Below are 26,720 nucleotides of genomic sequence, written 5' to 3'. Positions count from 1 at the left end.
TAACAGTAACTTTCAGATTTCATTAGAGAATTTCAGACTGACCTTAACAAAACTTTAAAAGCTGTTGAGTATTGCTGATTATGAGTTTGTCTCGAAAATACCTTATTTTTAGGTTATGAAGAAGAGAGAGCAAATGCAGGGGAGGGGATTCGTCTTTAAAAAATATGATGAACCACATAGAACTCCGTTTGAAAAGTTGTTTGAGGTTTTTAAGGAGCTCATTACTCATACCTCTGGAGATCTGGATGAAGCCCTGGACTGGCTGAGGCAACTGGATGAAGAATATAAACTTACCGATGAGGATTATACCATAGATGATTTTGTGGAAGACCTTAAGAAAAAGGGCTATATAAGGGAAGAAACAGACCCCGATGGTAAAGGCGGAATGGCCATTACAGCCAAAACCGAAAGGGCCATTAGACAACAAGCCCTTAATCAGATCTTCGGAAAATTGAAGAAAAGCACTTCCGGAAATCACCGGACCAATCAAATTGGAGCCGGGGATGAACATACCGGTGATTTTCGGGAATTTCAGTTTGGAGACTCCCTGGATAAGATCTCTATGACTGAAAGCTTAAGGAATGCACAGATAAATCACGGGATTGGGAATTTTAGTATGGATCAGGACGATCTGGTTGTTGAGGAAACCCATTATAAGACCCAAATGAGTACTGTACTGATGATCGATATCAGCCATAGTATGATCCTTTATGGGGAAGACCGGATTACTCCGGCAAAAAAAGTAGCAATGGCTCTGGCAGAGTTGATCACTACTCGTTATCCGAAAGACACGCTGGATATTATTGTTTTTGGGAATGATGCCTGGCCTATTTCTATTGCAGATCTTCCTTACCTGAAAGTAGGTCCTTACCATACTAATACGGTGGCAGGTTTACAACTTGCAATGGATATTCTAAGACGTAAACGAAACACCAATAAACAGATCTTTATGATCACCGATGGGAAGCCCAGTTGTCTTCGTGAGAGGGATGGATCTTACTATAAGAATCCGATGGGCCTTGATCCTTATATAATTGGGAAATGTTATAATATGGCCCGACAGGCCAGGAAACTGCGCATTCCCATCACCACGTTTATGATCGCCCAGGATCCTTACCTTACCCAGTTTGTAAGGGAATTTACCTTTGCCAATCAGGGTAAAGCATTTTATACAGGATTAAAAGGCTTGGGTGAAATGATATTTGAAGATTATGAAACTAATCGAAAGAAAAGAATAAGAGGCTAATTAAGATTCACAATTAGTGAAATAAGATAGATTATGGATGTTACAAAAATAAAAACGCTTGGCGCTTTAACCGAAGCCGGATATGAAAGCAGAAGTATAAAAGAAGAGCTAAGGCAAAACCTCATAGAAAGAATAAAGACCAATAAACCTGCATTCGAAGGGATTCACGGTTATGATTATACCGTGATTCCTGAATTGGAGCGGGCTATTCTTTCTAAGCATAATATCAATCTTTTAGGGCTTCGGGGTCAGGCTAAAACCAGATTGGCGAGATTAATGGTGAATCTTTTGGATGAATATATTCCGGTGGTAGAAGGCTCAGAGATCAATGATGATCCGTTTAACCCTATCTCACGATTTGCTAAAGACCTTATTGAAGTGAAGGGGAATGATACTCCCATTGCCTGGGTCCACAGGGAGGACCGGTTTTTTGAAAAACTGGCAACACCAGATGTTACCGTTGCAGACATCATAGGAGATGTAGACCCTATAAAAGCAGCAAATTTAAGGTTAAGTTATGCTGACGATCGCGTTATTCATTTCGGGATGATCCCGAGAGCCAACCGCAGTATTTTCGTGATCAACGAACTTCCCGATTTGCAGGCAAGAATTCAGGTAGCCCTTTTCAATATTTTACAGGAGGGGGATATTCAGATTCGTGGCTTCAAGTTGAGGTTGCCCTTGGATATGCAGTTTGTATTTACCGCAAACCCGGAAGATTACACCAACAGGGGAAGTATAGTCACCCCTTTAAAAGACAGGATAGGTTCGCAGATTCTTACGCATTATCCTGAAAGTATCGAGACCGCCAAGCATATTACTCAGCAGGAAGCAAAGTTTGATAAAAGACAGGCTGAAATAGTTCACGTTCCGGAACTCGCAAAAGACCTGTTGGAGCAAATCAGTTTTGAAGCCAGGGAAAGTGAATTCATAGATGAGAAGAGCGGGGTAAGTGCGAGGATGAGTATTACAGGTTATGAAAATCTTCTGAGTACGGCCGAACGCAGGAGTTTAAGATCGGGAGATGAAAAGACTTTACTTAGGTTTAGTGATTTTATGGGAGTTATTCCCTCTATTACAGGTAAAGTGGAACTGGTTTATGAAGGAGAACAGGAGGGAGCCCCGGCAGTTGCACTTAATCTTATAGGACAATCCGTGAGGTCCTTATTTCCGCATTATTTCCCTAAGATCGAAAAGCTTCAGAAGGCGGAAGAGAAAAGTCCTTATGACGATCTTGTAGAATGGTTCTTTGAACAAAGCGGTTTTGAACTGCCCGACGATATTTCAGATAAGGAGTACAAGGAAAAACTAAATTCGGTTCAGCCCTTAAACCAACTTGTGGATAAGTACCAGCCTGATTTAGCTGAGGATGACAAATATTTTTTAAAGGAATTCCTGTTATGGGGACTCGTTGAATATAAAAAGCTGAGCAAACACAGGTTTAGTGAAGGTATTCAGTTTAAAGATCTATACGGGAGCTATATTGGCGGCCTTTAAATTCCTATAAATTTAAAAGTAGAGTGAAAATGTCCGGTCAAATTATTGATTGGGCATTTTTATTTAAGGAAAAATGAAATATTCTTATTTCTTTGAAAACTGCTGAGGATTAGTTTTTTATGTAGCCGAAATTATCTACTTTTATTTCAGGTTTTAGAAAGAATCATGCAAAATCTTCAAATTACAAATACCAAAATGATTACTGCGACTGCTACTGCAGCAGGGATTGGTATGAGCATGATGATTACCCGTATTACCCCTTTTGGGGTACTTGCTATATAATTTCCGTCCGTACATATTCCTATATATTTTCAATTTAACTAACTAGACCTATGAATGTTCTAAAATTCGGAGGTTCCTCACTGGCATCTCCAGACCGAATAAAATTAGTAGCCGAAACTGTAAAAAAGCATCTTCAAAATGATAAGACAATTGCGGTTTTTTCAGCTTTTGGTGGGGTTACCAATGATCTTCTATATATGGCTGAACTGGCTTCACAGGAAGATACTTCCTATAAGGAGATACTTGCTAAAAATGAAAAAAGACACCTGGATGCAATTAAAGAACTTATTCCGGTAAAATCTCAGAGCTCTGTGCTAAGCAGGGTAAAAGCAGAATTTAATCGGCTCGAAACCCTTTATGAAGGAGTATATCTTCTAAATGAGCTTTCCAACAAAACAAAACATGTTGTTTCCGGTTTCGGCGAAATCCTGTCTTCTTTGATCATTACCGAATATTTCAAGCATTCAGGGGTGAATGCCGACTTCCTGGATGCCCGTGAGATCATTGTCAGCAGAAACCTTAACGAAAAGGTGCAGGTGAATTATGATGTCACCTATAGGAATGTAAAAGAAGCCTTAAACGGAAAGAATTCAGAATTATATGTAGTCCCGGGGTTTGTGGCGAAAAACGGCCAGGGGGTGCCAAGTACCTTGGGGCGCGGGGGATCTGATTTTACCGCGGCTATTTTTGCAGGTGCCCTTGAAGTAGATAAAGTCTGGATTTATACCGATGTGAACGGGATGTATACGGCTAACCCTTATCTCGTGCCCCAGGCATATTCCCTTAAGAACATTTCTTATGAAGAGGCGATGGAATTATCTCATTTTGGAGCTAAGGTTCTGTATCCGCCAACCCTGCAGCCATTGTTGAATAAGAATATAAAGATTCATATTAAGAACACATTTAAGCCTGAGGAGGAAGGAACTCTTATTTCCCGGTCGAGCCCCGAGAATTTCAGGTCGGTTACAGGGATCACCCATATAGATTCCATAAAAATGCTGAATATTGAAGGCAGTGGGATGGTTGGTATTCCGGGGTTCTCCAAGCGTTTCTTTGAAGTCCTGTTTCAGGAGAACATTAATGTGGTGCTTATAACACAGGCATCTTCTGAACATAGTATCTGTGTCGCTGTAAAAGATGATGAAGCTGAAGATGCCAGGGAGGCTCTTAATGAAGCTTTTGAAGTGGAGATCCAATACGGTAAGATAAAACCTGTGGAGATCGAAGATAAGGTCGCGATCATTGCCCTTGTGGGAGACAGGATGAAAAGTCACCACGGGCTAAGCGGTAAAATGTTCAGTGCCTTGGGTAATAACAATATCAATATCAGGGCTATCGCCCAGGGTTCTTCAGAGCGCAATATTTCTGCCGTTATTGCTAAAAAAGACGTTCAGAAAGCTTTGAACACCCTGCACGAACAGTTTTTTGAAGTGCCTTCAAAAGAGCTTAACCTGTTCATTACCGGAGTTGGGAATGTGGGAAGTAAACTTCTGGACCAACTTCAGACACAGGAAAAATACCTGCTGGAAAAACTTCGGTTAAAAGTAAGAGTGCTTGGGCTTTCAAATTCACGAAAGATGCATTTCGACGAAAATGGGATCGATCTTGGGAACTGGGCAAAGGCGCTTGAAAATGGCGAAAAGGCCGATAAGAAAAAGTTTTTTGATAAAATAAACGAGCTGAATTTACGCAACAGTGTTTTTGTGGATAATACTGCCAGCGCTGAGATTTCTTCCTGGTACAAGGATTACCTGGCAAATTCTATTTCTGTGGTTACCTGCAATAAGATAGCCTGTGCCGATGATTTTGTAAATTATCAGCAGTTACAGAACCTTTCGAGGGAGTTTGGGGCTTCTTTTTTATATGAAACCAATGTAGGTGCCGGTTTACCAATAATCGACACGCTTAAAAACCTGATCGCTTCGGGAGACCGGATCCATAAAATCCAGGCCGTGCTTTCCGGAAGCCTGAATTTTGTGTTCAATAATTATAAGGCTGAAGAGCCATTTTATAAAACAGTGGAAATGGCAATGAAGGAAGGTTATACCGAGCCGGACCCGAAAATAGATCTTAGCGGGGTAGATGTGGCAAGGAAGATACTGATCCTGGCCAGGGAAAGTGGCTATAATCTGGAGCTTGAAGATATTGAGAATGAAAGTTTCCTGTCGGAAGAGAGCCTGAAAACCGAGAATAATGAAGACTTTTTTGCCGTTCTGGAAAAGGATGAAGATAAGTTTAAAGAGGTCTATAAACAGGCTGAAGAAAATAATGCCCAACTTAAATATGTTGCCCAACTGGAAAATGGAGAAGCAAAAGTAGGACTTCAGGAGGTGGACCCGAAGCATCCGTTCTATGATCTCAGCGGAAGCGATAATATTGTGTTGTTCTTTACCGACCGTTATAGCCAACAACCTTTGATCGTTAAGGGTGCGGGAGCGGGAGCCGATGTTACGGCTTCAGGAATTTTTGCCGATGTAATACGAATAGGAAAAAAGTAATTATGGAAGAACTAAGAATATTCGCTCCCGCCACCGTGGCAAACCTTTCCTGTGGATTTGACGTGCTGGGCTGTTGTCTTGATAATGTAGGTGACGAAATGCTGGTTAGAAAGAATAACCTGAACCAGCTTAGAATCACCAGGATTACTGGCGAGGAACTGCCAATGGATATTGACAAGAATGTGGCGGGAGTAGCGGTACTTTCACTTCTTAAGAGACTTGGATCTGATCAGGGGTTCGATATTGAGATCCATAAAAAGATAAAGTCGGGGAGTGGCATTGGAAGCAGTGCGGCAAGCAGTGCGGGGGCTGTATTTGCGGTAAATAAATTGCTTGATGAACCTTTTTCACCTAAGGAGCTTATATTGTTTGCGATGGAAGGGGAACGACTCGCCAGTGGTAACCCGCACGCCGATAATGTTGCTCCCGCCCTTCTGGGAGGTTTCAGCCTGGTAAAAAGCTACGAGCCATTTGAGGTATTAAGCCTTCCCAGCCCTGAAGAACTGAGAATGGTGATTTTACATCCTTTAATTGAAATCAGGACAAAGGATTCCCGGGCCATTATAAAGCAGAATGTCAGCCTTGTGAAGGCCATTGCCCAGTGGGGAAACCTGGGCGCATTTGTTAGCGCCCTTTATACTAATGATTATGATCTTCTGGGCCGAAGCCTTAAAGATGAGATTGTGGAACCTATTCGCTCCATTCTCATCCCGTATTATGACCGTCTTGATGAAGTTGCAATGGAAGCCGGAGCTTTAGGTTTCGGTATTTCGGGTTCAGGGCCTTCGGTTTATGCACTATGCCGTGGAGAGGAGAATGCCGTAAAGGTTAAAGATGCCATCGCTGATTTTTATAAAGATCAGGATATAGATTTTCAGCTTCATCTTTCAAAAATAAATTCTAACGGAATAAGGATATTATGAGGTATTTCAGTTTAAATAACAGGAAGCATTCAGCTAGCTTTGAGCAAGCGGTGGTAAAAGGACTGGCTCCTGATAAAGGACTTTATTTTCCGGAAAAGATTCCTCATTTGTCTTCTGGCTTTTTTAAAAAGCTTGATAAGCTTTCCAAAACCGAAATCGCTTTTGAAGCCATAAAGGATTTTGTAGGTGATGAAATTTCTGAAGCTGCCCTTTTGGATATCATAGATGAAACCCTTGATTTTGAATTTCCTGTGGTTCCTGTTGAAAAGGATATTGGTACGCTTGAACTTTTTCACGGGCCAACTCTTGCTTTTAAAGATGTGGGTGCGAGGTTTATGGCTGGAAGTCTGGGATATTTCATCAAAAAAGGAAATCTTGGGAAGATCACCGTTTTGGTAGCTACTTCCGGGGATACAGGAGGTGCCGTTGCAAACGGATTCCTGGGGGTAGAAGGGATAGATGTGGTTATTCTATATCCCAAGGGGAAGGTTAGTGAAATCCAGGAAAAACAGCTTACCACTTTGGGAAAAAATATTACTGCTCTTGAAGTGGACGGGGCTTTTGATGAATGTCAGGATATGGTGAAAAAGGCTTTTTTAGATGAAGAGATTACTTCAAAAAGGCAGCTTACTTCTGCCAATTCCATAAATATTGCAAGGTGGTTGCCGCAAATGTTCTATTATTTGCTTGCCTACAAACAGCTGTCAAACCACAAAGAGAAATTGGTCTTTTCAGTGCCCAGCGGGAATTTCGGCAATATTTGTGCGGGACTCGTGGCCCGGGAAATGGGACTGCCTGTAGATCATTTTGTAGCCGCCAATAATGAAAATGATGTGGTAACCAGGTATCTTAAAACAGGGGAATACGAGCCAAGATCAAGTGTTCAGACAATTTCTAATGCGATGGATGTTGGGAATCCCAGTAATTTTGCTAGGGTGCTGGAGTTATTTAAAAATGAATACGGAGCTTTAAAAAAACATTTGTCTTCATACAGTTTTAGTGATTCAGAGACAAAAAGGGCCATCAAACAGGTCTATGAGAAGGATGGCTATGTAATGGATCCTCACGGAGCGGTTGGATATTTGGGTCTTAAATCTTTTATGAAAGAGAACCCTGGTTTTTATGGCACTTTCCTGGAGACCGCACACCCGGTAAAATTTCTTGACGTGGTAGAGAAGAGTATAGGTAAGAAAATAGAAATCCCTAAAGCTATTCAATCGGTTATGGAAAAAGAAAAAAGATCGATTCCGATAAAAGATTATAAGGAATTAAAGGACTTCCTGATGAAATAAAAAAGGCTGTTTGAATATCAAACAGCCTTTTTAGGTTTAGTATTTAGCCGGCTCTCCTTCTTTTGGAATCGTGGTAAGGATAAATTCTCTAAGGTCTTCGTTGGCCTTTTTGAGATCTGCACTCCTCAGATACATCATATGACCACTTTGGTAACCTTTAAAACTAAGGCGGTCTTTCATTTTTCCGCTTGGATCAAGCTGCCACATCGTATACTTTGCATTGAAGTATGTGGTGGCCCCGTCAAAATATCCGGACTGAATCATAACATCCAGATTAGGGTTCTGGGCCATAGCCTGTCTTAAATCAGCTCCAGTATTGTTGCCGCTTCTGTCCCACGGATGAACCGGACCAAACATATTATATTTAAGATCGGTTTTAAAATTCAGCTTTTCTCTTAAATAGTAATTTATCGCTGGGGTAAAGGAATGCAGCCAGGATGTGAGTTCTGCATTATAATCAGGGTTTTCTCCGGCTTCCCTGGAATCCAGTCCAAGATATCTTGAATCAAGTCTTCCCACGGTATAGCCATTCTCATCACGAAGCAGTTCTTTCCAGAAGTTTCTGATAGGCACCGCGAGGTTATTCTGAAGGATCACTTCTTCAGACAGCCCGGAATAGAAGGCCATTTTCTCTGCAATTTCTTCTTTTTGCTCTGTTTCGGTAAAACCACCTTTTACAAGTACAGGTAATAATTCATTTATCGCATAGTTCTCAACTTCCGGCAATAAATCTTCCAGTTCTTTTTCCTGGAGCTCTTTAGGAAGGGCATCGTGATACCAGGCTGCGGCTGTAAAATAGGGAAGACGGTTGGCTACTTCAACAGGCCCCTCTCTTTTGATCCCTATCTCGGTAGGAGAAACAAGAACAACTCCGTTTAAATACATCCACTGGCTATTCTGTAATTCAAGAGCCAAGCCTGAAACCCTTGTGGTTCCGTAGCTTTCGCCAATGAGGTATTTTGGGGAAAGCCATCTGTTCTTACGGGTAACAAAAGTATTAAGCCATTCTGCGAGATATTTAATATCGGCATTCACACCGAAGAATTTTTCTTTATCTACTTTCCCTTCTTTATCCGGAATTGGCCTGGAATAGCCTGTGTTCACAGGATTCACGTAAACAATGTCTGCAACGTCCAAAATAGAATGCGGATTTTCCTTAATTCCGTATGGCTGAACCGGGAAACCTTCGTCATCAATTTTCAGGACACGAGGTCCGGTATAGGCGATATGCATCCAAACCGAAGCTGAACCGGGCCCGCCGTTAAAGGAAATTACTAAAGGGCGATTCTCGGTGTTTTTCACCCCTTTCTTTTGATAATAAGTGTAGAAAAGGCTGGCGATAGGTTCCCTGTCATCGTTCCACAGCGGTTGCATTCCTGTGGTAGCGGTATAATCTATATTGTTTCCGTTAATGTTTACCGAATGTTCGGTGGTAACGGTAGTATCGATAGGGATCTCTATCTTTTCGGTTTTTTGAGCAAATCCGGAAATTCCGAGTAGTAAAAATAAGAGGTAGAAGTAATGCTTCATTTCTTGATTAGATTTAGGGTTTAAATTGGCTGTTGAAAATACATTCAATTCACTAAACCTGCAAGAAAAGAGAAGATTTCGGCTAATGTGATTTAAGAAAAAGGAATTTCAACCTGCTTATTTTCGATTATTCAGATTTTCATCTCTGAAAATTATGATATAGCTTAGAAAGATTCCTCCAAGTGCTGCCAGCATAAAAAAGATAATGGCTAGTCCGGGATATCCAAAAATCGTAAAATCTGAAGGCACCTGCATCAGCATTGCGGCACCAATGATCATTGCTGCTATAATAAGTCCTAAGGTGATTCGATTGGCAACTTTCTGGAACCCGTCGGTCACACGTTTCTCATCTATTGCTTCTATCTTTAATTTGAACTCATTATTTGCCAGACTTTCGCTGAACCTGTTAAGACGTTCAGGGAGGTTTTCCGCAAGTTTTTTCGATTGAAGGAGCATAGAAAACAGGTTCTCGGGCTTAAGCTCCTTGATCATTTTCTCCTCCATTATCTTATGAACGTGCTTTTGGATAGCTTTTCTCAGGTTAAAGTCGGGATCAAGAAAAGCCACGATCTGGTCCATATTCAGAAGGACTTTTCCCAGGATATTCACTTCTACAGGGATATGAATGCCGCTTTCTGCGGCCATTCGGTTTAACTGAATAAGCAGGCGGCCTGTTTGCATATCTTTAGCAGTGCTGTGCTGGCTATCCATAATCAGGTCACTTATGGCTTTTTTGAAAGCTGTCACTTGGGCATCAGTCTCCACTTCACTCATTCGCAAGATCACATTGGCAGTGTCTTCCCCGTTACTGTTACTGATGCCAATAAGTAGTTCCAGTAAAGATTCCTGCATTTTTGGAGAAAAGGTGGCCACCATCCCAAGGTCCATCAGAGCAATTCTATCATCCTTAGTAAAATGTATATTCCCGGGATGCGGATCGGCGTGAACAAAACCATCTGTGATGATCTGTTTCAAATAGGCTTCCACCAGTTCATCTACAAGCGGACTGTAATCTACTTCCAGTTTTTTTAACGGGGAAACTGAAGTGATCTTGGAACCCTGAATATATTCCATAGTAAGAACCTTCCCTGAAGAATAATCCTGAATAGGCTGCGGTACTAAAAGGTATTTAAAGGACGCCAGGTTTTTGCCGAGGGTGATAAGATTCTGTGCTTCTCTGTTATAATCCAGCTCGTGCAGCAGAATTCTTCTTAATTCAGCAAGAACATTATCAAAAGCATATTTTTTACCCGTTTCGGTGTGCTTAACAGCCATTTCGGCGAGTTCCTTTAAAGTGTCGAGATCTTCCAGGAACTTTTTTCTTATCTCAGGGCGTTGAACCTTAACTGCTACCGGTTGCCCCGATCTTAAAGTAGCCTGGTGAACCTGTCCTATAGAAGCACTTGCCAAAGGCACCTCTTCAAAGGTCTGAAAGGCCTTGGAAATTCGAATGCCAAGTTCTTTTTCAACTATGTTGTGAACCTCATCATAAGGAATAGGAGGAACATCGTCCTGAAGGCTCGCAAGAGCATTAAGATATTCGTCCGGAAGTAAATCTGGTCTCGTAGAAAGAAGCTGGCCAAGCTTTATATATGTTGGCCCCATATTCTTTAGATCTTCCACCAACTCCTGAGGCGATTGGCTGAAAGCAGCTCCGTCTTCCTCTTCATCGTCCTCCATTGCCTTAGAAGCTGTATTCTGAAAGAGATCACTATTCCAGTATTTTAGCATAAAGCTTATAAATTTCCGGTAGCGATCCAGGTTATCGGGTAGCACAGACATAGGCTCTTATTGGTTAGTAGTTGGTTAAGGTTTGGTCTTGTTCATTACAATATATTCAAATTTAAACGGCCCGAACAATAGAACCGTCCTATTTTAGGATGTTTTAACACTCTAACCTGCAGCTAGTATGTGAGTACTTCATTAAGCTGATTGATGTTATTAGGATGCCCGAAGAGATAAAGGAGATCTCCTTGTTTTATAATTGTAGATGGTGAAATTTCAGTAAGATAATGAGTGTCCCTTTTTATTGCCAGGACGGTAACCCCGTAATTCTTACCAATTCCCGCCTCTTCAATGGATTTATCTACAACGGCATTAGTGCCCTGCTCCACTTTTAGGGTCACAATCTCCTTATTGGGAATATTCAGGTGTTTGTAGTATGGAGTATGAGGCTCTCCTTTAATACTGGTCAACATTTCGTAATCTGAAGACCTGATGTAATTGATGAAATCCTGTATGTCATTATGCGGAATAAGATATTTCCGAAGTACCCTGCTAAAGATCTCTATGGAAGTCTCAAACTCTTCTGGTATAACTTCATCGGCCCCCAGCCTCATATTTTCTTCGATCTCTCTTACATAACGCGTTCGTACAATGATCCAGGCGGTCTGACTGAATGATCTTACCCCGTTGATGATCTTTTTCGTTGCCGAAGAATCTGAAATAGCGATTACCACAACCCTTGCTTCCTGAACGTGCACGTGTTTCAGGATCACCGGGTTAGTAGCATCTCCAAAAACAACCGGCTCACCTTCTGCTTTTGCTTTTTGGAAGGCTTCAGGTTCAAGGTCTACAATTACATAAGGTATTTCTGCATTTTTAGCTGCTTTTGAAATGTTCTTCCCGTTTATACCGTAGCCCACGATCACAAGATGATCTTTTAATTCTTCAATTGGCGTAGCTTCCGGCTGATTCACTTTCCTGATATTTTTCAGGCGCTTCCTTACTGCTGAAGGGATTGGGATCTTGAGCAGGAAGTATGTGATTCTGGAGGAGTAATTAATAAGAATGGGAGTAATCCCCATTGTAATTATTGAAATAGCCAGGAAATACTGGTAAATGTTTTGAGGTAAAAGATCGTTTTCAACTCCAACACTGGAAAGAAGCAGAGAAAATTCTCCAACCTGGAAAAGCGCAAAAACCGTCATAAATATGGTTCTGGCAGGGAACCTCAAGGTGATGACCGTTATTGCCAGGATGATCATTTTCAACAGGATCACACCAATCACCAGTCCCATAATTTTGAAAATATGGTTAAAAAAGAAATCAAGATCAAGTAATGATCCTACCGAGATAAAGAAGAAGCTGATAAATATTTCCCTGAAAGGCAATACATTGGCCGTGGCCTGATGGCTGTAATCTGATTCAGATATAATTAGTCCGGCAAAGAATGCTCCAAGGGCCAGAGATAGTCCCACGGAAGAAGTTAACCAGGCAACACCAAAGCAAAAAACGATGGTGGTCAGGATAAAAAGCTCCCTGTTTTTTGTTCGCACCACCATTTTAAAGACTCGGGGGACTACATAAAGTGCCAGCAAATAGATCACTATACCAACTCCCACAATTTTAATGAGCAAAATGGCCAGGGTCTCCCAGATATTATTGGACTTTCCCGCCAGCAGCGGAGTGACCAGCATCATAGGAACTACAATAATATCTTGAAAGATAAGAATTGCAACTGCCAGCCTTCCGTGGGGAGAAGTGACCTCTCCTTTTTCCTGGAACAGTTTTAAAACAATGGCGGTACTGCTTAAGGAGAATAAGAATCCGAGGAAAATAGCGGTATTCAGGTTAATATCCACCAAATTGGCAAGGATCGCTGTAAAAAGGATGGTTCCGCCAACCTGCAAACCACCACCAAGAAGGATGGGTTTTTTAATAGAAGCCAGGCCTTTAAGAGATAATTCTATCCCGATCACAAAAAGCAGGAAAATGATTCCGATCTCTGATAATAATTCTACTTCGTGACTGGAACTAATAAGGTTAAATGCGTGTGGCCCTGCTATAATACCGGCTAAAAGAAACCCGAGAATAGAAGGGACCTTAATCTTTTGGAATGCCAGGATTATAAATATAGATAGTCCCAGAATAACGACGATATCCTTTAAAATTGGAATTTCCATTTATAAAAGTGAGATTTTTGGCTGGTTGAAATATCCGATCCAAGGTAGCAGAATATATCGATATATAAAACAAAAAAAGCGGTAGTGTGAACTACCGCTTTTGCGCTTACATTAAAATCTATTAACCTTTTAACCAAGCTTGTCGCAATTTAACCTGCGCACTGTCTTCAGGGAGATCTTTTTCAACAATCCCTGTTGTGGGTTCCGTCGGCTGAAAAGTGCTTGCTTCAAGCGTGATCTCTTCTCCGTCACGTTCTACCACAAAGCTGACTTCTGTGCCTTCTTCCCAGGATTCAGCAGTCATTACTAATCCATAAATGTTTTCGACATTATATTCTTTTCCGTTAACCGACTTCAGGATGTCTCCACCTTTAACCCCAAGCTCCTTAAGGAAAGAGTTGAAGGTGATCCCTTTTCTGAAGAATATCTCTTTCGTGGCAGGATCGGCATCTATATAAGGAATATTTCCGTGAAGGAAGTAGCCGGTATTCTTTTCAAATTCCTTTTGCTGCAGCCCAACTTTATTAAAGAATTGATCGTAAGGAATAGGAGTATGGCCGCTTACATACGCCTCGAAAAAGTTCTGAATTTCAGGGTAGGTAAGTTCTACGATGTCATCAATCAATTTATCATCATCAAAAGGTCTGTCTTTTCCGTATTTATCGCTAAGCTTTTTCATAAGATCCAGGATTCCCATTTCTCCATTACTTAGTTCACGCAGCCTGATATCCAGGGCCATTCCTATTAAGGCACCTTTTTGGTAAACATTATAATAACTATCCTTATACTCATCGGCCAATACATTTTCACTCATTTCGGTAAAAGGAACCGTATCATCATAATTTTGGGAGGTTTTTATCTTATCGGCAATTCTTTTATAGAAATCCTCATTGCTAATTAAGCCCTGGTTAATCTGGAAAAGGTTTGCAAAATACTCGGTAACCCCTTCATACATCCAAAGATGTTTAGACATTTTAGGATCATTATAATCGAAATAATGAATCTCATTGGAATGTACGCTCAAAGGCGTAAGTATGTGGAAGAATTCGTGAGAAACCACATCGGTCATTGTTTTCTGCAGAGCTTCGGCTGGCATAGACTCCGGTAAAACCACAGCGGTAGAAGTGTGGTGTTCAAGTGCCCCAAATCCTCTTGCATCAATGGTGTCGATATCCGAGAGATATAAGAGAATAGCATATTTATCAGTATTGTCTATATCTCCAAGGAAGTTCTTTTGAGCGGAGATCATTTCCTTTATTCCGGGAGTAATGCTTTTAGCTGTGTATTTTTTATTTGGCGAATATACATCTATAAGAACCTCCATATTATCTACCATAAATTTGGTAGTATCTGGAGCTGCATACATAATTGGGTGGTCGGTGACCTGGAAGTATCGGTCTACATTGTAAACGTCGGTGGTATAGGTTTCCGAATCCTGAGGTTTTGTAACGGCAGTAAGTGAAGTTCCGGGAATTAGGGATAGCGGCCTTTTTATGACAAGGCGGTAATTCTTTTCCTTGAGCTGATCAAAATATCCAACAAACCCGTGCAGGTTCAGCATAAAGTTTTCACCTTCATTAATGTTGGTTCCGGTAGGGGAGAATACATCTTCTTCGCCCTTAATATCAAAGGTGTCATTTACAAGATAAGTAACCTTATCAAGGTTTTTTGCATCAGAAATTTGCCACGAGTTATCATCGATCTTAGTCACTTTAAGCTCCTTACCTTTATAATCCAGAGCCTTAAAGTCGTCAATGAATTTTCCGTAATTGTCCGTTGAATAAGTGCCGGGAACAGTTTTGGGGATAAAGAAAGTGATCTGTTCTCGGGCTATTTTGTCTGGATCAACACTAACGCTTACCCTGTCTTCATTAATATTTACAAGATCAAGATTCGCAATAATGGGTTGTTCGGCATCAGTTCCGGTTTGAGCAGTTTTACAACCGTATAATGTAGCTATGGCGGCTACTGCTACTATTAATTTTTTCATTTATAAATGGTTTTAGTAATAAGACTTTCAAAATGCAGAATTGTTACAAAATGCCGGGTAGAATTGAAGATATAGCCTAATGGAATAAAAAAAGCCGCAGTTTAAACTGCGGCTTTTTTTGATCCTTATCAGGATTATTCTCTGATGTGGCCTTCACCTAAAACATAGTATTTGTTTGTTACCAGTTGCTTTAAGCCAAGTGGCCCACGGTGGTGAAGCTTGTCTGTACTAATGGCAAGCTCTGCACCAACACCCATCTGTCCACCATCTGTAAATCTTGTGGAAGCATTGTGATAAACAGCGGCACTGTCTACCTGCTCCATAAATTTAGCGGCTTCTGCTTTATCTTTAGTGATAATAGAAGCGGAGTGACCACCTGAGTATTTATTGATCTTTTCAATTGCTTCGTCAAGGCCGTCAATTGCCGAAATCACAATCTTCATAGCAAGGAACTCTTCATACCAGGTATCTTCATTTGGTACTATTTCCTCATCGTTCAATACTTTATGTACTTCTTCATCTACAAGAATTGACACTTCATGTTCTTTGAACATTTTTTGAAGTTCTCTAAGCTTGTTCTCGTAGTCTGGAATATTCTTATCTACCAATACTTTATCCAGTGCGTTACATCCTGAGATCTTGTCGATCTTGGCGTTTAGCATTACTTTCTTGGCAGTTTCGAAATCGGCGTTTTTAGAAACATAAAGGAAGTTGTTTCCTCTACCACTCACCAGTACAGCTCCTGTGGAGTGCTCTTTTACGAATGCAATAAGGCGTTCTCCTCCTCTGGGAACAACAAGGTCTATATGTTCCGGCGGATTTTTAAGGAAGTCCTGAGTCTCCTGGCGGTTTAGGTGCAATAGCTCGATCCAGTTGGTATCAAGACTATTTTCCTTAAGCGCCTCGTGCCAGCATTCTTCAAGGATCTTGTTACTGTTAATTGCCTCTTTCCCTCCTTTTAGATATATCTTGTTATTTGCTTTAAAAGCAAGAACCGCAGCCTCGATGGTCACATCGGGTCTGGATTCGTAAATAATCAGAATTGTTCCGAAAGGAGCGGTCTTATTGGTGATATCCAGTCCGGTGTCAAGTCTTCTGTGCTCTATGGTTTGTCCAACCGGATCTTCCTGGTCCATCACTTCTTTAACCGACTGGATCATTCCGTCTACCTTATTATCATCAACAATAAGGCGATCGTACATTGCCTGATCGTCTTTCTGGAATGACTCCAGGTCTTTCTTATTTGCGGCAATTATTTCCTTACGTCTTTTGTCCAGAATATTCATCATGGACTTCAAGACATTATTTTTAGTTTGTGTATCTAAGAGTTTCATTTCTTTTCTTTTTTCTGATTTTTAAATTCTACGCTGTAAATTTGGTGCCTACCGGTTTACCAGCCATAATATCAAGGATCACGTTCTCACGTTTACCATTGGCGATATAGGTGGTAATATTTTTGGAAGCGGTACCTTTTGCGATCTTAATTTTAGACTCCATACCTCCACGGCCTTCGCCTTCACCTTTGTCAGACTCCTGAACGTATTTTTCAACATTCTGGTCGATCTGCACTTTGTTCAGTTTTTCAGATTCTTCATCCTCAGGGTGGCCTGTATAAAGCCCGTCTGTATCACTTAATATAATAAGTGCATCGGCTTCAATAAGTTCAGCTACAAGACTTGCCAGTTCGTCATTATCTGAGAACATAGACATAGTCACCGAAACGGCATCATCCTCATTTGCAATTGGAATGATCCCTTCAGAGAGTAAAGATTCATAACAATTGATCATATTTTCCCTGTGAATTCCAGGGCTAAAGTCTCTTTTAGTTGCAAGAACCTGCGCACATCTCATTCCGTAGTCGTGAAAAAGACTATAATAATGGCGCATCATTCTTGGCTGTCCTACAGATGAAAATACCTGTCTACGTTTAGAATCATCTTCTATATTGATCTCACCAAGAATTTCTTTCCCGGCAATAGCAGAACCTGAAGAAACAAGAACTACCATTACATCCTCCTCATAAAGGGTTGCAATTTGTTGTACAAGATGTTTTAAGACCGGTTGTAAAATTCTGTTGTCCTTGTTGGTCATTACATTGGTTCCAACTTTAACAACTATTCTCTTTTTTTCCATTACTTTACTTTTAAAGAGTTTTGGGTTATGCTTCTTCTTTTCCTAATTCCACTGCTCTGTTAAAGGCGGCATAGGCTGCGTCTTTAATAAGCTCTTCCACATTATTGTCTTCCATTGAGTCTAATGCTGCACGGGTTGTACCACCTTTAGAAGCTACTCGCTCCATCCAGGTCTTAGCCGAAAGGTCAGACTCATTAAACAGTTTAACGGCTCCTTCAAAAGTCTGGCTAACCAATACTTTCGAATCGTTCTTGGAAAAGCCCATTTTTAATGCAGCTTCAAGCATAGAATTCATAAAATAGAATACATAAGCCGGCCCACTACCAGAGATTCCGGTAGAGGCATCGATAAAGTTTTCAGATTCTACGTGAATAGATGCTCCGGTGGTGTCAAGAAGATTTCTTACCATTAGAAGCTCCACGCGGGAAACTTCTTTTGCTTCGGTATAAGAAGTAACACCTTTACCAACTTGTGCGGGAAGATTAGGCATAGACCTAACCACTTTTTTCACTCCTAAGCCTTCCTGGATTTTACCAATGGTAACTCCGGCCATAAGTGAAACGAAAATTTGCTGGTCATTAACCATTCCCTTGATCTCTTTAAAAAGGTCGTCGCAGTGGTAGGGTTTTACGGCGATAAATACTACATCGGCCTGCGGTAGGCAGTCTTCAATATTATCGAAAACGTCAAAATGGTCTATTTTGCTTAGGGTTGTGATCACTTCGGCAGACTTGTCGAATATCATCAGGTTACGGCGATTCAATAAACTTGATTGCGCCATTCCCTCAGCGTAAGTAAGTCCCATATTTCCTGCTCCAATAACTAGTACTTTCATTTTAAATTTTTTGGTTTTTATTCGTTGGTTATTATTACCATCATTTTAATTCACCCTGTATGGCGCAAAGACCATGCAAGCCTCCTTAAAATGGATGTTTTTATTGCATTTAGTAAGTTAAATTAATTTTCCCGGAATGGTGGTTGGAGAAAGGTTAAACAAATCCAAAATTCAGTGATTTAAAATGGTTAAATATTTTTAAAAATCATCTTAGGCCTTTGTATACAAGGGATTCGAGACTTGTTACTTTTGTCGAAAAGACAGGGGTTTTGGTCGTTTCAGGAACATTCTTTTGAATAAATGCTCAGAAACACCTCCCCGAAATTGGTGTAAAAAGGAAAATATTGAAATTTTATTTATACGAAATAAATACGCCCTTATGACAATTTACTGTAATTATGGCAGGTTTTAGGCAGAAGCAGTCTTTACTTGTTAAGCAAATCTTCGGTTCCTAAGGCGGAAATCAAAATATCTATGTACTCATTTATCGAATTATCTATGATCTTCGGATTAATAAGATCTATTCTTGCCCTCCATATCACTTCTTTATTCTTATTTCTTGATAGCCGGTATAACGCAGTTTCGGTGATATAAATTTTCTTGGTATTATCGGGCTCATCAAGGTACAGTGCCTGATTTTGATAATAGTCTCTGGAGAAATTTCCGCTAAAGCTTTTGAAGGCCTGTCCCAGGCTCACCTTATCTTGAACACTCTTTATTCTGCTCATCAGTACCGTGTTGAAGCCTAAATCAAGTAACTTTTCTTCAAGTTCAGCCAGGTCATGTTCAGATTGCTTACTGGAAGTGAAGTAGGGGTCAAAAAAATCTATACTTGCAACACCCTGAATATCTCTTTTTCGGAATTCCTGTACCAGGTTTTTTTCAAACCTTTTCCTTGTCTTGTCTTTAGGAGTGATGCCAATTACGAGGATCTTGTTGATTTTCGGATTGTCAATATCCGGATTTCTGTAGCTTTCCACCAGTCTCGAGGTACTGCAAGAGACTAAAATCAGGAATATTATAGGTAAAAGTCTTTTCATTGGTTCTTAAATTTACGAAATAAAAGTCCGGCGGGAAACTTTTGTCCCGGTCGGTTCAATAATCTTTATGGGGTTTTAACCAACTTAAGGACCACTTATTCCAATAAGCGTTTTTGCTTTTGTTTTTTAAGCGCCTTGGAAACAATTTCAAAAATTTCTTTTTTTAGTTTATTATAAGCCCTGGAGTACTCATTCAATTCCTTCAAAAGGCTTTTGTGTTCTTCTTTGTAATCTTTTTCCTCATCCGGCTGGTCTACACCATCTACCATAATGTCCAGACCATTAATGTGTTTTTCAATCCTTTGCAGTAAATCCAAGCCCTTAGTTTTAGAATCATTTAAACGATCTATCATTTTTCTTACTTCATCCAGAAGATGAGATTCGATTATAGGTAATGTATATTCTTTGAGCATATCCTGAAAGAAATGATGCTCATCCTGAATAAATTTTAGCTCGGAAGCCCACTGAAGGGAGGAGAAATGCATTTCTTCCGGACTTTTCCAGGCAATATACCTGAAATGTTTACTTGAAGTTTCCATAATGTTTTATTTTAATTCCAACTTATTTCAATTCTTATTATCCTTTTTCAGGATACCCATGGTGTAATTTATGATCTCAGATTTTAGTACCTGGTATTCACTTAGCAGGTTCTCAATCTGGTTTCCAAGCCTTGTATGCTGGCCGTAATAAAATGCATCACAACTTATATCGTCACATTCCATCATTCCGTCAATTTCGTAGGTATGGTTATGCAGAGCTATATTTAACTCCTGAATATCTGATTTTATCGATTCTATTCCATCTGAAAGTTTGCTGAGCCTTTCGAAAATATTTGGCTGGTTCGACTCAAAAATATCAGCGGTAAGATAGACCTCGAAAAACTGAATTTCTTCAGAAGTAAAAAACAACTCCTTTTTCCAACCTTCGGTCTCGGTTTTTAAGACTTCAATACTCTTTCCATTATCTGAAGACTTGTCCATAACAAAAGCATTCATCACATTAAATTTTATGAACAATAAGTTAGAAGAGAATTGGCTGAAATAAAATGATAATTATCAACCGGCTTTTTATAACAGAAGTTCCACAGTTTCATTTAAGTGGGGAATGTGCACGGGCCAGCTATAAGTGTCCTTTATCTTCAGCCTTAAAAAGTCGGAAGCAGCCGGCTCTCCGTGAACGAGAAAAACTTTTTCCGGCTTGTTTTTTATTTCCTTTAGCCACCCCAGGAGTTCCTGCTGATCGGCGTGGGCAGAAAGGCTTTGAAGATGCTTGATGCTTGCATTTACCTTACAATATTTTCCGAAGATCTTGATTTCTGCTGCTCCTTCCTGAAGCTGTCTTCCTCTTGTCCCTTCCGCCTGGAAGCCTATCAGTATCACATAGGTTTCCGGTTTCTCTAGGTAATATCTTAAATAAGTAAGTACCCTGCCGCCCGTTACCATTCCGCTTCCGGCAACAACTATTTTAGGCCGGTTGTCGTCTATGGTTTTCCAGGTGTCCCCATAGGAAGTGATAATATTAAAGTGGGAGATCATTTTACGAAGTTCTCCGGGATCAATCCTGTGCCAGGCGGGGTAACTGCTGAAGATTCCCAGAATATCATTCCCCATAGGACTGTCTATAAAGATTGGGATATTTGGGATCTTATTTTTTTCGTATAATTTCCAGAGAATATACATGATATGCTGAAGGCGTTCTACAGCGAAGCTTGGAATAATAAGGATCCCTCGTTTTTCGAGAATATCTTTTACGATCCCCGAAAGTAATTCTTCAATATTTTCTTCCGGATGCAACCGGTCTCCATAAGTACTTTCCAGAATCAGATAATCTGCTTGCTGAGGTTTATAAGGAGGAGGAAGCAGCGGATCTTTTTCCCGTCCAATATCTCCTGAGAAAACGATTCGTTTTCCCGTTATTTCGAATTCGATGAAGGTTGCTCCAATAATATGGCCGTTTCTCAGAAACCTGTAACCAATGTTGTTGGAAAATTTATACCAGGTATCAATTTCCACAGCTTCGAAATACTCAATGGTCTTTTCGGCTTCCGTCACCGTATAAAAGGGGAGGGGAGGTTCGTGAATACTGTACCCCTCTTCATTTGCTTTCTCGGCATCTTCTTCCATAATCTTTGCACTGTCCATTAAAATGACCGAGGTCACTGCAAGGCTGGGCGCCGTACTTTTTACCGGCCCTTTATATCCCTGCTTGAAAAGCCGGGGCAGATAGCCCGAATGATCCAGGTGACCGTGGGTAAGCAGTACCAGGTCGATCTCCAATGGTGGAAAATTAAAATCCTGCCAGTTTAATAGCCGCAGGTCCTTTATTCCCTGAAACATTCCGCAGTCAATAAGGATATTTCCTTCATCGGTTTCCAGTAGAAATTTGGAACCGGTCACGGTTCCTGCGGCTCCCAGAAAATGTAGTTTAACCGATTTCATTTTAACTAGTATTGCAAAGATTTTCCATCTCGTGCAGGATCTTTTTCTGCCTTTTTTCTGATACCCCAAGATGATCGAGGTAGAATTTATCATTAATTAGCTCCCTGCATAAAACCACATCCCGGCTTAAAAGAAATTGCTTTTCTCTGCCTGTAAGCAGGGTAGATACTGTTATGGGGTAAAGCCCTGAACTGTCGATCCTTTTTTTAAGACTGCTGCTTTTCGGATAATCCCAGCTTAGGAGGAATAGGTTTGCACATTTCCCATAAGTGTGAGCATCGGCAGTAAAACGGGTGTTGGTGACCACCCAGCATTCTTCAAATTTATTAGCATCCTTGTTTTTTGAAGTGCGGTTCTGGTCAAGAATGTCTTTGTATCTGGAGTGAATATAGAGCGGGATCTTAACGTCACAATTACGCCCCTGGTCACTGTGGAACTTACATTCAATAAGCGTGTTCCTTCCATCTTTTCTCGCAATCACGTCTATTTCGTGATTTACACATTTTCCGGGAAGTATTTTTCCCACTTCTACCTGGTACCCTGTGTTCTGAAGTATTGCAGCAATAAACTTTTCGAAAGGAAAGCCGGTGGGCCCCAATTCGTATATTGCTTTTTTAAGTTTGTATCGGGAAGCTGAAGAGTTGTTTATTTTTTTTAAGTATCCGTAGGCCCTGTTATAGATCTCTTTGGTAGAAATGCCATCGTAGAGTTCCCTGGCCAGTCTATTGGTAATATAATCTATATCTTCCTGGGATACCCCGGCCCGGCGCAGGGAAGTTTCCACTTTTTCCATATTAAAGTGGGCTTTTTCTCCTGAAGCTTTAATGATATCGATATCTGTATGGCCCATTGCAAGTTCCTATTTATTGTTCTTTATTAAAATCGGGTAAGATAAGGATCGGGACCTGTGGTTTATAACCAATTTCTTCTATGATAGATTTAGAAAAAAACTTGTAAAAGAAACTGTGTCTTTTGCGGCTTATGGCTAGCATATGGCTGCCCCTGCTTTGGATAAAGGAGTGGATTCCTTCACCGGTTCCTATCTCTGTAAGCGTATGGAAACTATGTACCACCTTTTTGAGGTATTCCTGCAGTTTCTCTTTGTTTTTCTGTTGCTCAGGGTTTAAATTTTCGTGTTCCTGAACGTATAATATCCTTATCGCAGCTGAATATTTTCTGGCTATTTCAGCCAGGTATCTTACTGCTTTTCGGGTGTACGGATATTTATAATTTGTGGCAAATACGATCTCTTTTTTTTCTATATCTTTTAAACTAGTTGAATCAGGAATAACCAGCAGCGGACAGGTGTAAATATGCTCCATTACATTTAATGCAGTGCTTCCATAGATCCTGTTTTCAATACTTTCTTTTCCCTCCGTACCCATCACCAGTAAATGTATCTTCAGTTTTTGAAGGCTGTTTCTAATGGCTTCCAGTACGGTGTTATAACTTGATATGGTTTCGAATTTATGATTACTGTTCCCCGAGTCCAGCTTTTTCTTTAAGTGCTCTAACCCGAATTGGGACTGATTTTTGGCGTTATCATAAGCTGGTTCCCCGGGCTCGGGCACCATTAAACTGTCGGTAGTGAAATACTTAGATTCAAATGCGTTCAATAGATAAAAAGTGCACTTGTCCTCTCTGAATAGTTCCACAGCATAATTCAGAGCATTCCAGGCATTATCGGAAAAGTCGGTGGGGATAAGGATATTTTTCATTTTCAGGGGTTATATTTTCCAGATGGTATTACCAAAAAAGGAACTTTAACATGAAAGCCTATCTTATTAATGACCGGCCGGAATAACAGGTTTTCAAAAAATGAGTGTTTGTTATTGATCATAGCCAGCATTTGAACAGGGTGGTCATTTTGAAAATCTGAAATACCCTGGGGAACATTTCTCTTTTCTATACTATAAAACTGGTGGGCAACAGTCTTTAGTTTTTCAGCCAAAACCTTCTTCATCCTTTCTTGGTCTTCATCAAGAGCCCGACCGGTAATGATATTGAGGATATGTAGCTTGGAATTGGATATTTTTGCAACCTCCCTTATCATGCTCAATTGGTCTTCCCTGTAATCTATTTCATAATCTGTAGGGAAAAGAATGTTCTTGGGAGGTTCATATTCATATTCTGAAGGAATCGCCAATAAGGGGCAAATAGCCTTTTGCAGGGCGTGAACGGTGTGTGTGCCAAAAAGGATCTCGTCTGCACCAGTTGCTCCCTGGGTGCCCATAACGATAAGGTCTATATTTTTATCCCTTACCTGTTTCTGCATTTCATCATTCAGCATATTGAAAGCTGAAATTTGCTCGAACCGATGCTTAGCATTAGGGAATCTTTGCTTAACCTTTTTAATCATTTTTGCCAGTCCCTTAACCGAATTGGTTTTGTAGATCTCTTCCAGGCTGGGCTGAGTTGCATTATAAAGAATATAATCGTTGTCGTATAGAATGGGAGTATAAGTGTTAAGCAGGTAAAATATTATCTCTTCATCTTTAAAAAGCTGAAGAGCATAACTTATCGCGTTAAAGGAGTTAAGCGAAAAATCGGTTGGCAGAAGTATCCTTTTCATCGTTCTTCGGTTTTTAATAAAATTAGTCCGTTTTTTCCTGCTTTTATATGATAATTGTCAGCAATACAACGCTTTATGTGCACTCCCGGTTATAGTTCTGCAACACCAAAAACGGGATCTTTGGATGTAAGCCTATTTTATCTATAGTAGATTGGTAAAGTATACTTTCGAGGTATGTATGTCTGGAATTGACCATTATAAGCAGGTCGATCTCAAGATCCTTAATGAACTTTTTAATGATCTCTAACTTGTCGCCTTCATCTACACAATGAAAATAGAAATCTGACTCGTGAAACTGCTCTTTTAGTATTATCTGGTTATCCTTTTGCCGGTAGGAATCGGCTGGGAAATTTGAGATATAGATCATATGGATCTCAGACCTGTAGGATTTTGCCAGTTCTGCTACCAGCTTCAATTCTCTTTTCTGGTAGGGTATAAGAAAATTGGAAGGGAACAACATTTTTTCAGGTCTCTTATATTCAAAATCTTCAGGGATACTAAGCACCGGGCACTGTACATATTTTAATACCTGAAGGGTATTGCTGCCAAAGGAAATGCTCCTGTCATTGGTCTTACCACGTGTCCCCATAATAGCTACATCGGCATTTTCTTTATTGATCAGGTGGTTCACCCCGTCTACCAAAGACCCAAAGGTGGAGATCGCTTTAAAACTGTGCCTGGGGTTAGGGGAGTACTCCTTTATTTTATCCAATAGTAATTGCAGTTCTTTATTTGTGCGTTCTAATGTTTTGGCCTTTAACTCCTCCATTAATTCCCTGCTTAAAATTACTTCCTGGTCGTAAACTTCGTCAGCATAGGCGTGTACCACAAAGAATTCGCTTTTCTCATATTTGAAAAGGTCTACCGCATATTTAAATGCATTGAAGGCATTGACCGAGAAATCGGTAGGAATTACAATCTTTCTCATCGCTTTTAATTATAAGAATTAAAATTAGGGGATTAACGGGCTTAAAACTATGACGAATGTCAGAGGACAGGTATTGAGCTGACCAGGTGATCATTATCATTTTATTTATTGGAGTTTAAAGCTAAATTGAAGTTCATAACATTAAATACAGAGAGATGAGACTTCAGTTTATTACAGCGATGCTGATTCTTTTTCCGCTGCTTGCATTTTCACAGACCTTAGGAGAACTGGATTATATTGCCCCTATGAATGATAGATATTCCGCGGTTCATAAAGAAGGCCAATGGGGGTTTATAAATTCTTCCGGAGAATTGGTCGTTGATTTTAGAAAAGATCTTATCCATAACAAGGAAACAGAAGATCAGAATGAAATGGGAGTAGAAGCCCAGAAATATCCTTTAATGCAGGATAACAGAAGTATCATCAAAAAGACCATAGAAGATATTCCTTATTACGGGTTTATAGATGAAAGGGGAAATATTGCAATAAAACCTGTCTTTTTGAATGTTTCCAACTTTAAAAACGATAAGGCTCTGGCACTAAAGATCGATGAAGAATATCTGGGAAGAAATGATGTGTTGGATAAAAAAGTGGTTTCTTATAAATATGATGTGGTTCTAATAGATAAGGATGGTAAGGCGTTACAATACCTTTCCGGGCCGTTTCCGGTCTCGCTTTCTAAAGAGAAGTTAAGAAAAGCACCTTCTATAAAAGCCAAATATATTTCGGAAGATGTTATTGCCGTGAAGGGACCTGAAAAAACCTGGGAAGTTTTCAAAATATAAAAAAACGGGCTATTTAAAGAGCCCGTTTTTTTTAAGAAACCTTAATAGATTTATGTTTCTTTGGTTTTACCGATTCTTCTTTTTTAAGAAGATTAAGGCTAAGTACTCCGTCCTTATATTGAGCTTTTACATCCTTGTCTTCATCTATGCTATCTGGTAAGCTCATAGATCGAGTAAAAGAATTATAGCTGAATTCTTTGCGAACAAAGTCTTCTTTTTTCACTTCTTTCTTTTCTTCTTTTTTAGCAGATACGGTAAGGATGCCATCATCAATATTAATTTCAAAATCTTCTTTGGAAAGTCCCGGAGCGGCCATCTCAACGATATAATTCTTTTCCTGGTCTTTAATATTCACCGCAGGGGAGAAGTTGAATTCTTCGTCAAAATTTCCATTCAGGATTCTGTTTAAATTATAGATACCACGGCGAGTATCAAAAAGGTCTGAAAAGAACGGATCCTGGTTCATAAAAGGTTCACTAAGTAGTGACCTGCGTTTTTTTGTGGGCTTGGCTAATGACATAATTTAAAGTTTTAAGGTTTGTAAATCAGTGATTTAATGGTCCTAATTTAATGAAGATACTAAGTTTTTAAAATGACAAAAATCAGGAAAAAAATGGACGGGAAGTGGGAACAGAAAGGCTATAAAACAGGAAACAGGAAACCATTGCTTCCTGTTTCCTTAGAAGATATAAAGTGTACTTACAAACTCTTGATTGATATCAGTGATCTTACACGAAGTAAAATTTGTATATCACGTTACGCAGTACCTTTTTTATCTCCTATAACTTGATTTTTAACTCCAACAATGTACTTAAAAATCAAATTG

22 protein-coding genes are annotated in these 26,720 nt (G+C 40.0%); 6 read left to right on the top strand and 16 right to left on the bottom strand.

Annotated features, from left to right (window positions below):
• The first annotated feature begins 115 nt into the window (after nt 1–115).
• The 5 genes from ACFQ3Q_RS11150 (at nt 116) to thrC (ending at nt 7,738) form a co-directional block, all read left to right on the top strand.
• Entirely contained in the window at nt 116–1,246 is a 1,131-nt protein-coding gene (locus tag ACFQ3Q_RS11150; RefSeq protein WP_380745832.1) for a vWA domain-containing protein, read from the top strand.
• 33 nt (nt 1,247–1,279) lie between these two features.
• Nucleotides 1,280–2,743 carry a magnesium chelatase gene (locus tag ACFQ3Q_RS11145; protein ID WP_380745830.1) on the top strand — a complete coding sequence of 488 codons (1,464 nt, stop codon included), beginning with the start codon at nt 1,280–1,282 and terminating at the stop codon, nt 2,741–2,743.
• A 332-nt stretch (nt 2,744–3,075) separates the two neighbouring features.
• Entirely contained in the window at nt 3,076–5,523 is a 2,448-nt protein-coding gene (gene thrA, locus ACFQ3Q_RS11140) for a bifunctional aspartate kinase/homoserine dehydrogenase I (protein WP_380745828.1), read from the top strand.
• 2 nt (nt 5,524–5,525) lie between these two features.
• Entirely contained in the window at nt 5,526–6,446 is a 921-nt protein-coding gene (locus ACFQ3Q_RS11135; protein WP_380745827.1) for a homoserine kinase, read from the top strand.
• Nucleotides 6,443–7,738 carry a threonine synthase gene (gene thrC, locus ACFQ3Q_RS11130; protein WP_380745826.1) on the top strand — a complete coding sequence of 432 codons (1,296 nt, stop codon included), beginning with the start codon at nt 6,443–6,445 and terminating at the stop codon, nt 7,736–7,738. Before ACFQ3Q_RS11135 ends, thrC begins: the two co-directional genes overlap by 4 nt.
• 36 nt (nt 7,739–7,774) lie before the next feature.
• Here the strand turns inward: thrC and ACFQ3Q_RS11125 are convergent, their stop codons facing one another.
• The 15 genes from ACFQ3Q_RS11125 to ACFQ3Q_RS11055 all read right to left on the bottom strand — a co-directional run bounded on the left by ACFQ3Q_RS11125 (nt 7,775) and on the right by ACFQ3Q_RS11055 (nt 25,109).
• Complete coding sequence (locus tag ACFQ3Q_RS11125) at nt 7,775–9,268, bottom strand: S10 family peptidase (protein ID WP_380745824.1); 1,494 nt, start codon at nt 9,266–9,268, stop codon at nt 7,775–7,777.
• A gap of 117 nt (nt 9,269–9,385) precedes the next feature.
• Nucleotides 9,386–11,050, bottom strand: coding sequence for an ABC1 kinase family protein (locus ACFQ3Q_RS11120; protein WP_380745823.1), 1,665 nt, complete (start codon nt 11,048–11,050; stop codon nt 9,386–9,388).
• 122 nt (nt 11,051–11,172) lie between these two features.
• On the bottom strand, nt 11,173–13,173 hold the full coding sequence (locus ACFQ3Q_RS11115; protein ID WP_380745821.1) for a cation:proton antiporter domain-containing protein: 2,001 nt from the start codon (nt 13,171–13,173) through the stop codon (nt 11,173–11,175).
• A 121-nt stretch (nt 13,174–13,294) separates the two neighbouring features.
• Nucleotides 13,295–15,163 (bottom strand): M61 family metallopeptidase, encoded by a 1,869-nt coding sequence (locus tag ACFQ3Q_RS11110; RefSeq protein WP_380745820.1) that lies wholly within the window; start codon nt 15,161–15,163, stop codon nt 13,295–13,297.
• Nucleotides 15,164–15,297: 134 nt separating this feature from the next.
• Nucleotides 15,298–16,497 (bottom strand): glutamate-5-semialdehyde dehydrogenase, encoded by a 1,200-nt coding sequence (locus ACFQ3Q_RS11105; RefSeq protein WP_380745818.1) that lies wholly within the window; start codon nt 16,495–16,497, stop codon nt 15,298–15,300.
• Nucleotides 16,498–16,525: 28 nt separating this feature from the next.
• Nucleotides 16,526–17,296 carry a glutamate 5-kinase gene (gene proB / locus ACFQ3Q_RS11100; RefSeq protein ID WP_380745816.1) on the bottom strand — a complete coding sequence of 257 codons (771 nt, stop codon included), beginning with the start codon at nt 17,294–17,296 and terminating at the stop codon, nt 16,526–16,528.
• A gap of 25 nt (nt 17,297–17,321) precedes the next feature.
• Nucleotides 17,322–18,131, bottom strand: coding sequence for a pyrroline-5-carboxylate reductase (gene proC, locus ACFQ3Q_RS11095; protein WP_380745814.1), 810 nt, complete (start codon nt 18,129–18,131; stop codon nt 17,322–17,324).
• Between the two features lie 425 nt (nt 18,132–18,556).
• Entirely contained in the window at nt 18,557–19,171 is a 615-nt protein-coding gene (locus tag ACFQ3Q_RS11090) for a hypothetical protein (RefSeq protein WP_380745812.1), read from the bottom strand.
• A 95-nt stretch (nt 19,172–19,266) separates the two neighbouring features.
• Entirely contained in the window at nt 19,267–19,710 is a 444-nt protein-coding gene (locus tag ACFQ3Q_RS11085) for a hypothetical protein (RefSeq protein ID WP_380745811.1), read from the bottom strand.
• A 27-nt stretch (nt 19,711–19,737) separates the two neighbouring features.
• A complete protein-coding gene (locus tag ACFQ3Q_RS11080) occupies nt 19,738–20,166 on the bottom strand; it encodes a hypothetical protein (RefSeq protein ID WP_380745807.1) in 429 nt (142 codons plus the stop codon).
• A gap of 72 nt (nt 20,167–20,238) precedes the next feature.
• Nucleotides 20,239–21,609, bottom strand: a complete 1,371-nt coding sequence (locus ACFQ3Q_RS11075; protein WP_380745805.1) for an MBL fold metallo-hydrolase RNA specificity domain-containing protein — start codon at nt 21,607–21,609, stop codon at nt 20,239–20,241.
• Between the two features lies 1 nt (nt 21,610).
• Nucleotides 21,611–22,459: a restriction endonuclease gene (locus ACFQ3Q_RS11070; RefSeq protein WP_380745803.1), complete on the bottom strand. Its 849-nt coding sequence runs from the start codon at nt 22,457–22,459 to the stop codon at nt 21,611–21,613.
• Nucleotides 22,460–22,472: 13 nt separating this feature from the next.
• Nucleotides 22,473–23,327 carry a universal stress protein gene (locus ACFQ3Q_RS11065; protein WP_380745801.1) on the bottom strand — a complete coding sequence of 285 codons (855 nt, stop codon included), beginning with the start codon at nt 23,325–23,327 and terminating at the stop codon, nt 22,473–22,475.
• 2 nt (nt 23,328–23,329) lie between these two features.
• On the bottom strand, nt 23,330–24,181 hold the full coding sequence (locus ACFQ3Q_RS11060; protein ID WP_380745799.1) for a universal stress protein: 852 nt from the start codon (nt 24,179–24,181) through the stop codon (nt 23,330–23,332).
• A 73-nt stretch (nt 24,182–24,254) separates the two neighbouring features.
• The gene (locus ACFQ3Q_RS11055) at nt 24,255–25,109 is read right to left on the bottom strand and encodes a universal stress protein (protein ID WP_380745797.1); all 855 of its coding nucleotides are present in this window, start codon (nt 25,107–25,109) and stop codon (nt 24,255–24,257) included.
• A 155-nt stretch (nt 25,110–25,264) separates the two neighbouring features.
• Between ACFQ3Q_RS11055 and ACFQ3Q_RS11050 the strand changes: the two genes are divergently transcribed.
• Complete coding sequence (locus ACFQ3Q_RS11050; RefSeq protein WP_380745795.1) at nt 25,265–25,894, top strand: WG repeat-containing protein; 630 nt, start codon at nt 25,265–25,267, stop codon at nt 25,892–25,894.
• A gap of 31 nt (nt 25,895–25,925) precedes the next feature.
• Here the strand turns inward: ACFQ3Q_RS11050 and ACFQ3Q_RS11045 are convergent, their stop codons facing one another.
• On the bottom strand, nt 25,926–26,414 hold the full coding sequence (locus ACFQ3Q_RS11045; protein WP_380745793.1) for an Hsp20/alpha crystallin family protein: 489 nt from the start codon (nt 26,412–26,414) through the stop codon (nt 25,926–25,928).
• Nucleotides 26,415–26,720: the final 306 nt, after the last annotated feature.

Source organism: Salegentibacter chungangensis, assembly GCF_042678405.1.
Classification (GTDB): domain Bacteria; phylum Bacteroidota; class Bacteroidia; order Flavobacteriales; family Flavobacteriaceae; genus Salegentibacter_A; species Salegentibacter_A chungangensis.
The sequence above is the reverse complement of the archived record's forward strand: the minus strand, read 5'-3'. Positions and strand labels throughout refer to the sequence as shown.

Bases quoted from the DNA above. Each gene is read 5' to 3' on its own strand.
- ACFQ3Q_RS11065 (WP_380745801.1), bottom strand. From the start codon at position 23,327: ATGAAAAATATCCTTATCCCCACCGACTTTTCCGATAATGCCTGGAAT.
- ACFQ3Q_RS11045 (WP_380745793.1), bottom strand. From the start codon at position 26,414: ATGTCATTAGCCAAGCCCACAAAAAAACGCAGGTCACTACTTAGTGAA.
- thrC (WP_380745826.1), top strand. From the start codon at position 6,443: ATGAGGTATTTCAGTTTAAATAACAGGAAGCATTCAGCTAGCTTTGAG.
- ACFQ3Q_RS11115 (WP_380745821.1), bottom strand. From the start codon at position 13,173: ATGGAAATTCCAATTTTAAAGGATATCGTCGTTATTCTGGGACTATCT.
- ACFQ3Q_RS11135 (WP_380745827.1), top strand. From the start codon at position 5,526: ATGGAAGAACTAAGAATATTCGCTCCCGCCACCGTGGCAAACCTTTCC.
- ACFQ3Q_RS11110 (WP_380745820.1), bottom strand. From the start codon at position 15,163: ATGAAAAAATTAATAGTAGCAGTAGCCGCCATAGCTACATTATACGGT.
- thrA (WP_380745828.1), top strand. From the start codon at position 3,076: ATGAATGTTCTAAAATTCGGAGGTTCCTCACTGGCATCTCCAGACCGA.
- ACFQ3Q_RS11090 (WP_380745812.1), bottom strand. From the start codon at position 19,171: ATGAAAAGACTTTTACCTATAATATTCCTGATTTTAGTCTCTTGCAGT.
- ACFQ3Q_RS11050 (WP_380745795.1), top strand. From the start codon at position 25,265: ATGAGACTTCAGTTTATTACAGCGATGCTGATTCTTTTTCCGCTGCTT.
- ACFQ3Q_RS11125 (WP_380745824.1), bottom strand. From the start codon at position 9,268: ATGAAGCATTACTTCTACCTCTTATTTTTACTACTCGGAATTTCCGGA.
- ACFQ3Q_RS11060 (WP_380745799.1), bottom strand. From the start codon at position 24,181: ATGAAAAGGATACTTCTGCCAACCGATTTTTCGCTTAACTCCTTTAAC.
- ACFQ3Q_RS11085 (WP_380745811.1), bottom strand. From the start codon at position 19,710: ATGGAAACTTCAAGTAAACATTTCAGGTATATTGCCTGGAAAAGTCCG.
- ACFQ3Q_RS11080 (WP_380745807.1), bottom strand. From the start codon at position 20,166: ATGAATGCTTTTGTTATGGACAAGTCTTCAGATAATGGAAAGAGTATT.
- ACFQ3Q_RS11120 (WP_380745823.1), bottom strand. From the start codon at position 11,050: ATGTCTGTGCTACCCGATAACCTGGATCGCTACCGGAAATTTATAAGC.
- proB (WP_380745816.1), bottom strand. From the start codon at position 17,296: ATGGAAAAAAAGAGAATAGTTGTTAAAGTTGGAACCAATGTAATGACC.
- ACFQ3Q_RS11145 (WP_380745830.1), top strand. From the start codon at position 1,280: ATGGATGTTACAAAAATAAAAACGCTTGGCGCTTTAACCGAAGCCGGA.
- ACFQ3Q_RS11105 (WP_380745818.1), bottom strand. From the start codon at position 16,497: ATGAAACTCTTAGATACACAAACTAAAAATAATGTCTTGAAGTCCATG.
- proC (WP_380745814.1), bottom strand. From the start codon at position 18,131: ATGAAAGTACTAGTTATTGGAGCAGGAAATATGGGACTTACTTACGCT.
- ACFQ3Q_RS11075 (WP_380745805.1), bottom strand. From the start codon at position 21,609: ATGAAATCGGTTAAACTACATTTTCTGGGAGCCGCAGGAACCGTGACC.
- ACFQ3Q_RS11150 (WP_380745832.1), top strand. From the start codon at position 116: ATGAAGAAGAGAGAGCAAATGCAGGGGAGGGGATTCGTCTTTAAAAAA.
- ACFQ3Q_RS11070 (WP_380745803.1), bottom strand. From the start codon at position 22,459: ATGGGCCATACAGATATCGATATCATTAAAGCTTCAGGAGAAAAAGCC.
- ACFQ3Q_RS11055 (WP_380745797.1), bottom strand. From the start codon at position 25,109: ATGAGAAAGATTGTAATTCCTACCGATTTCTCGGTCAATGCCTTCAAT.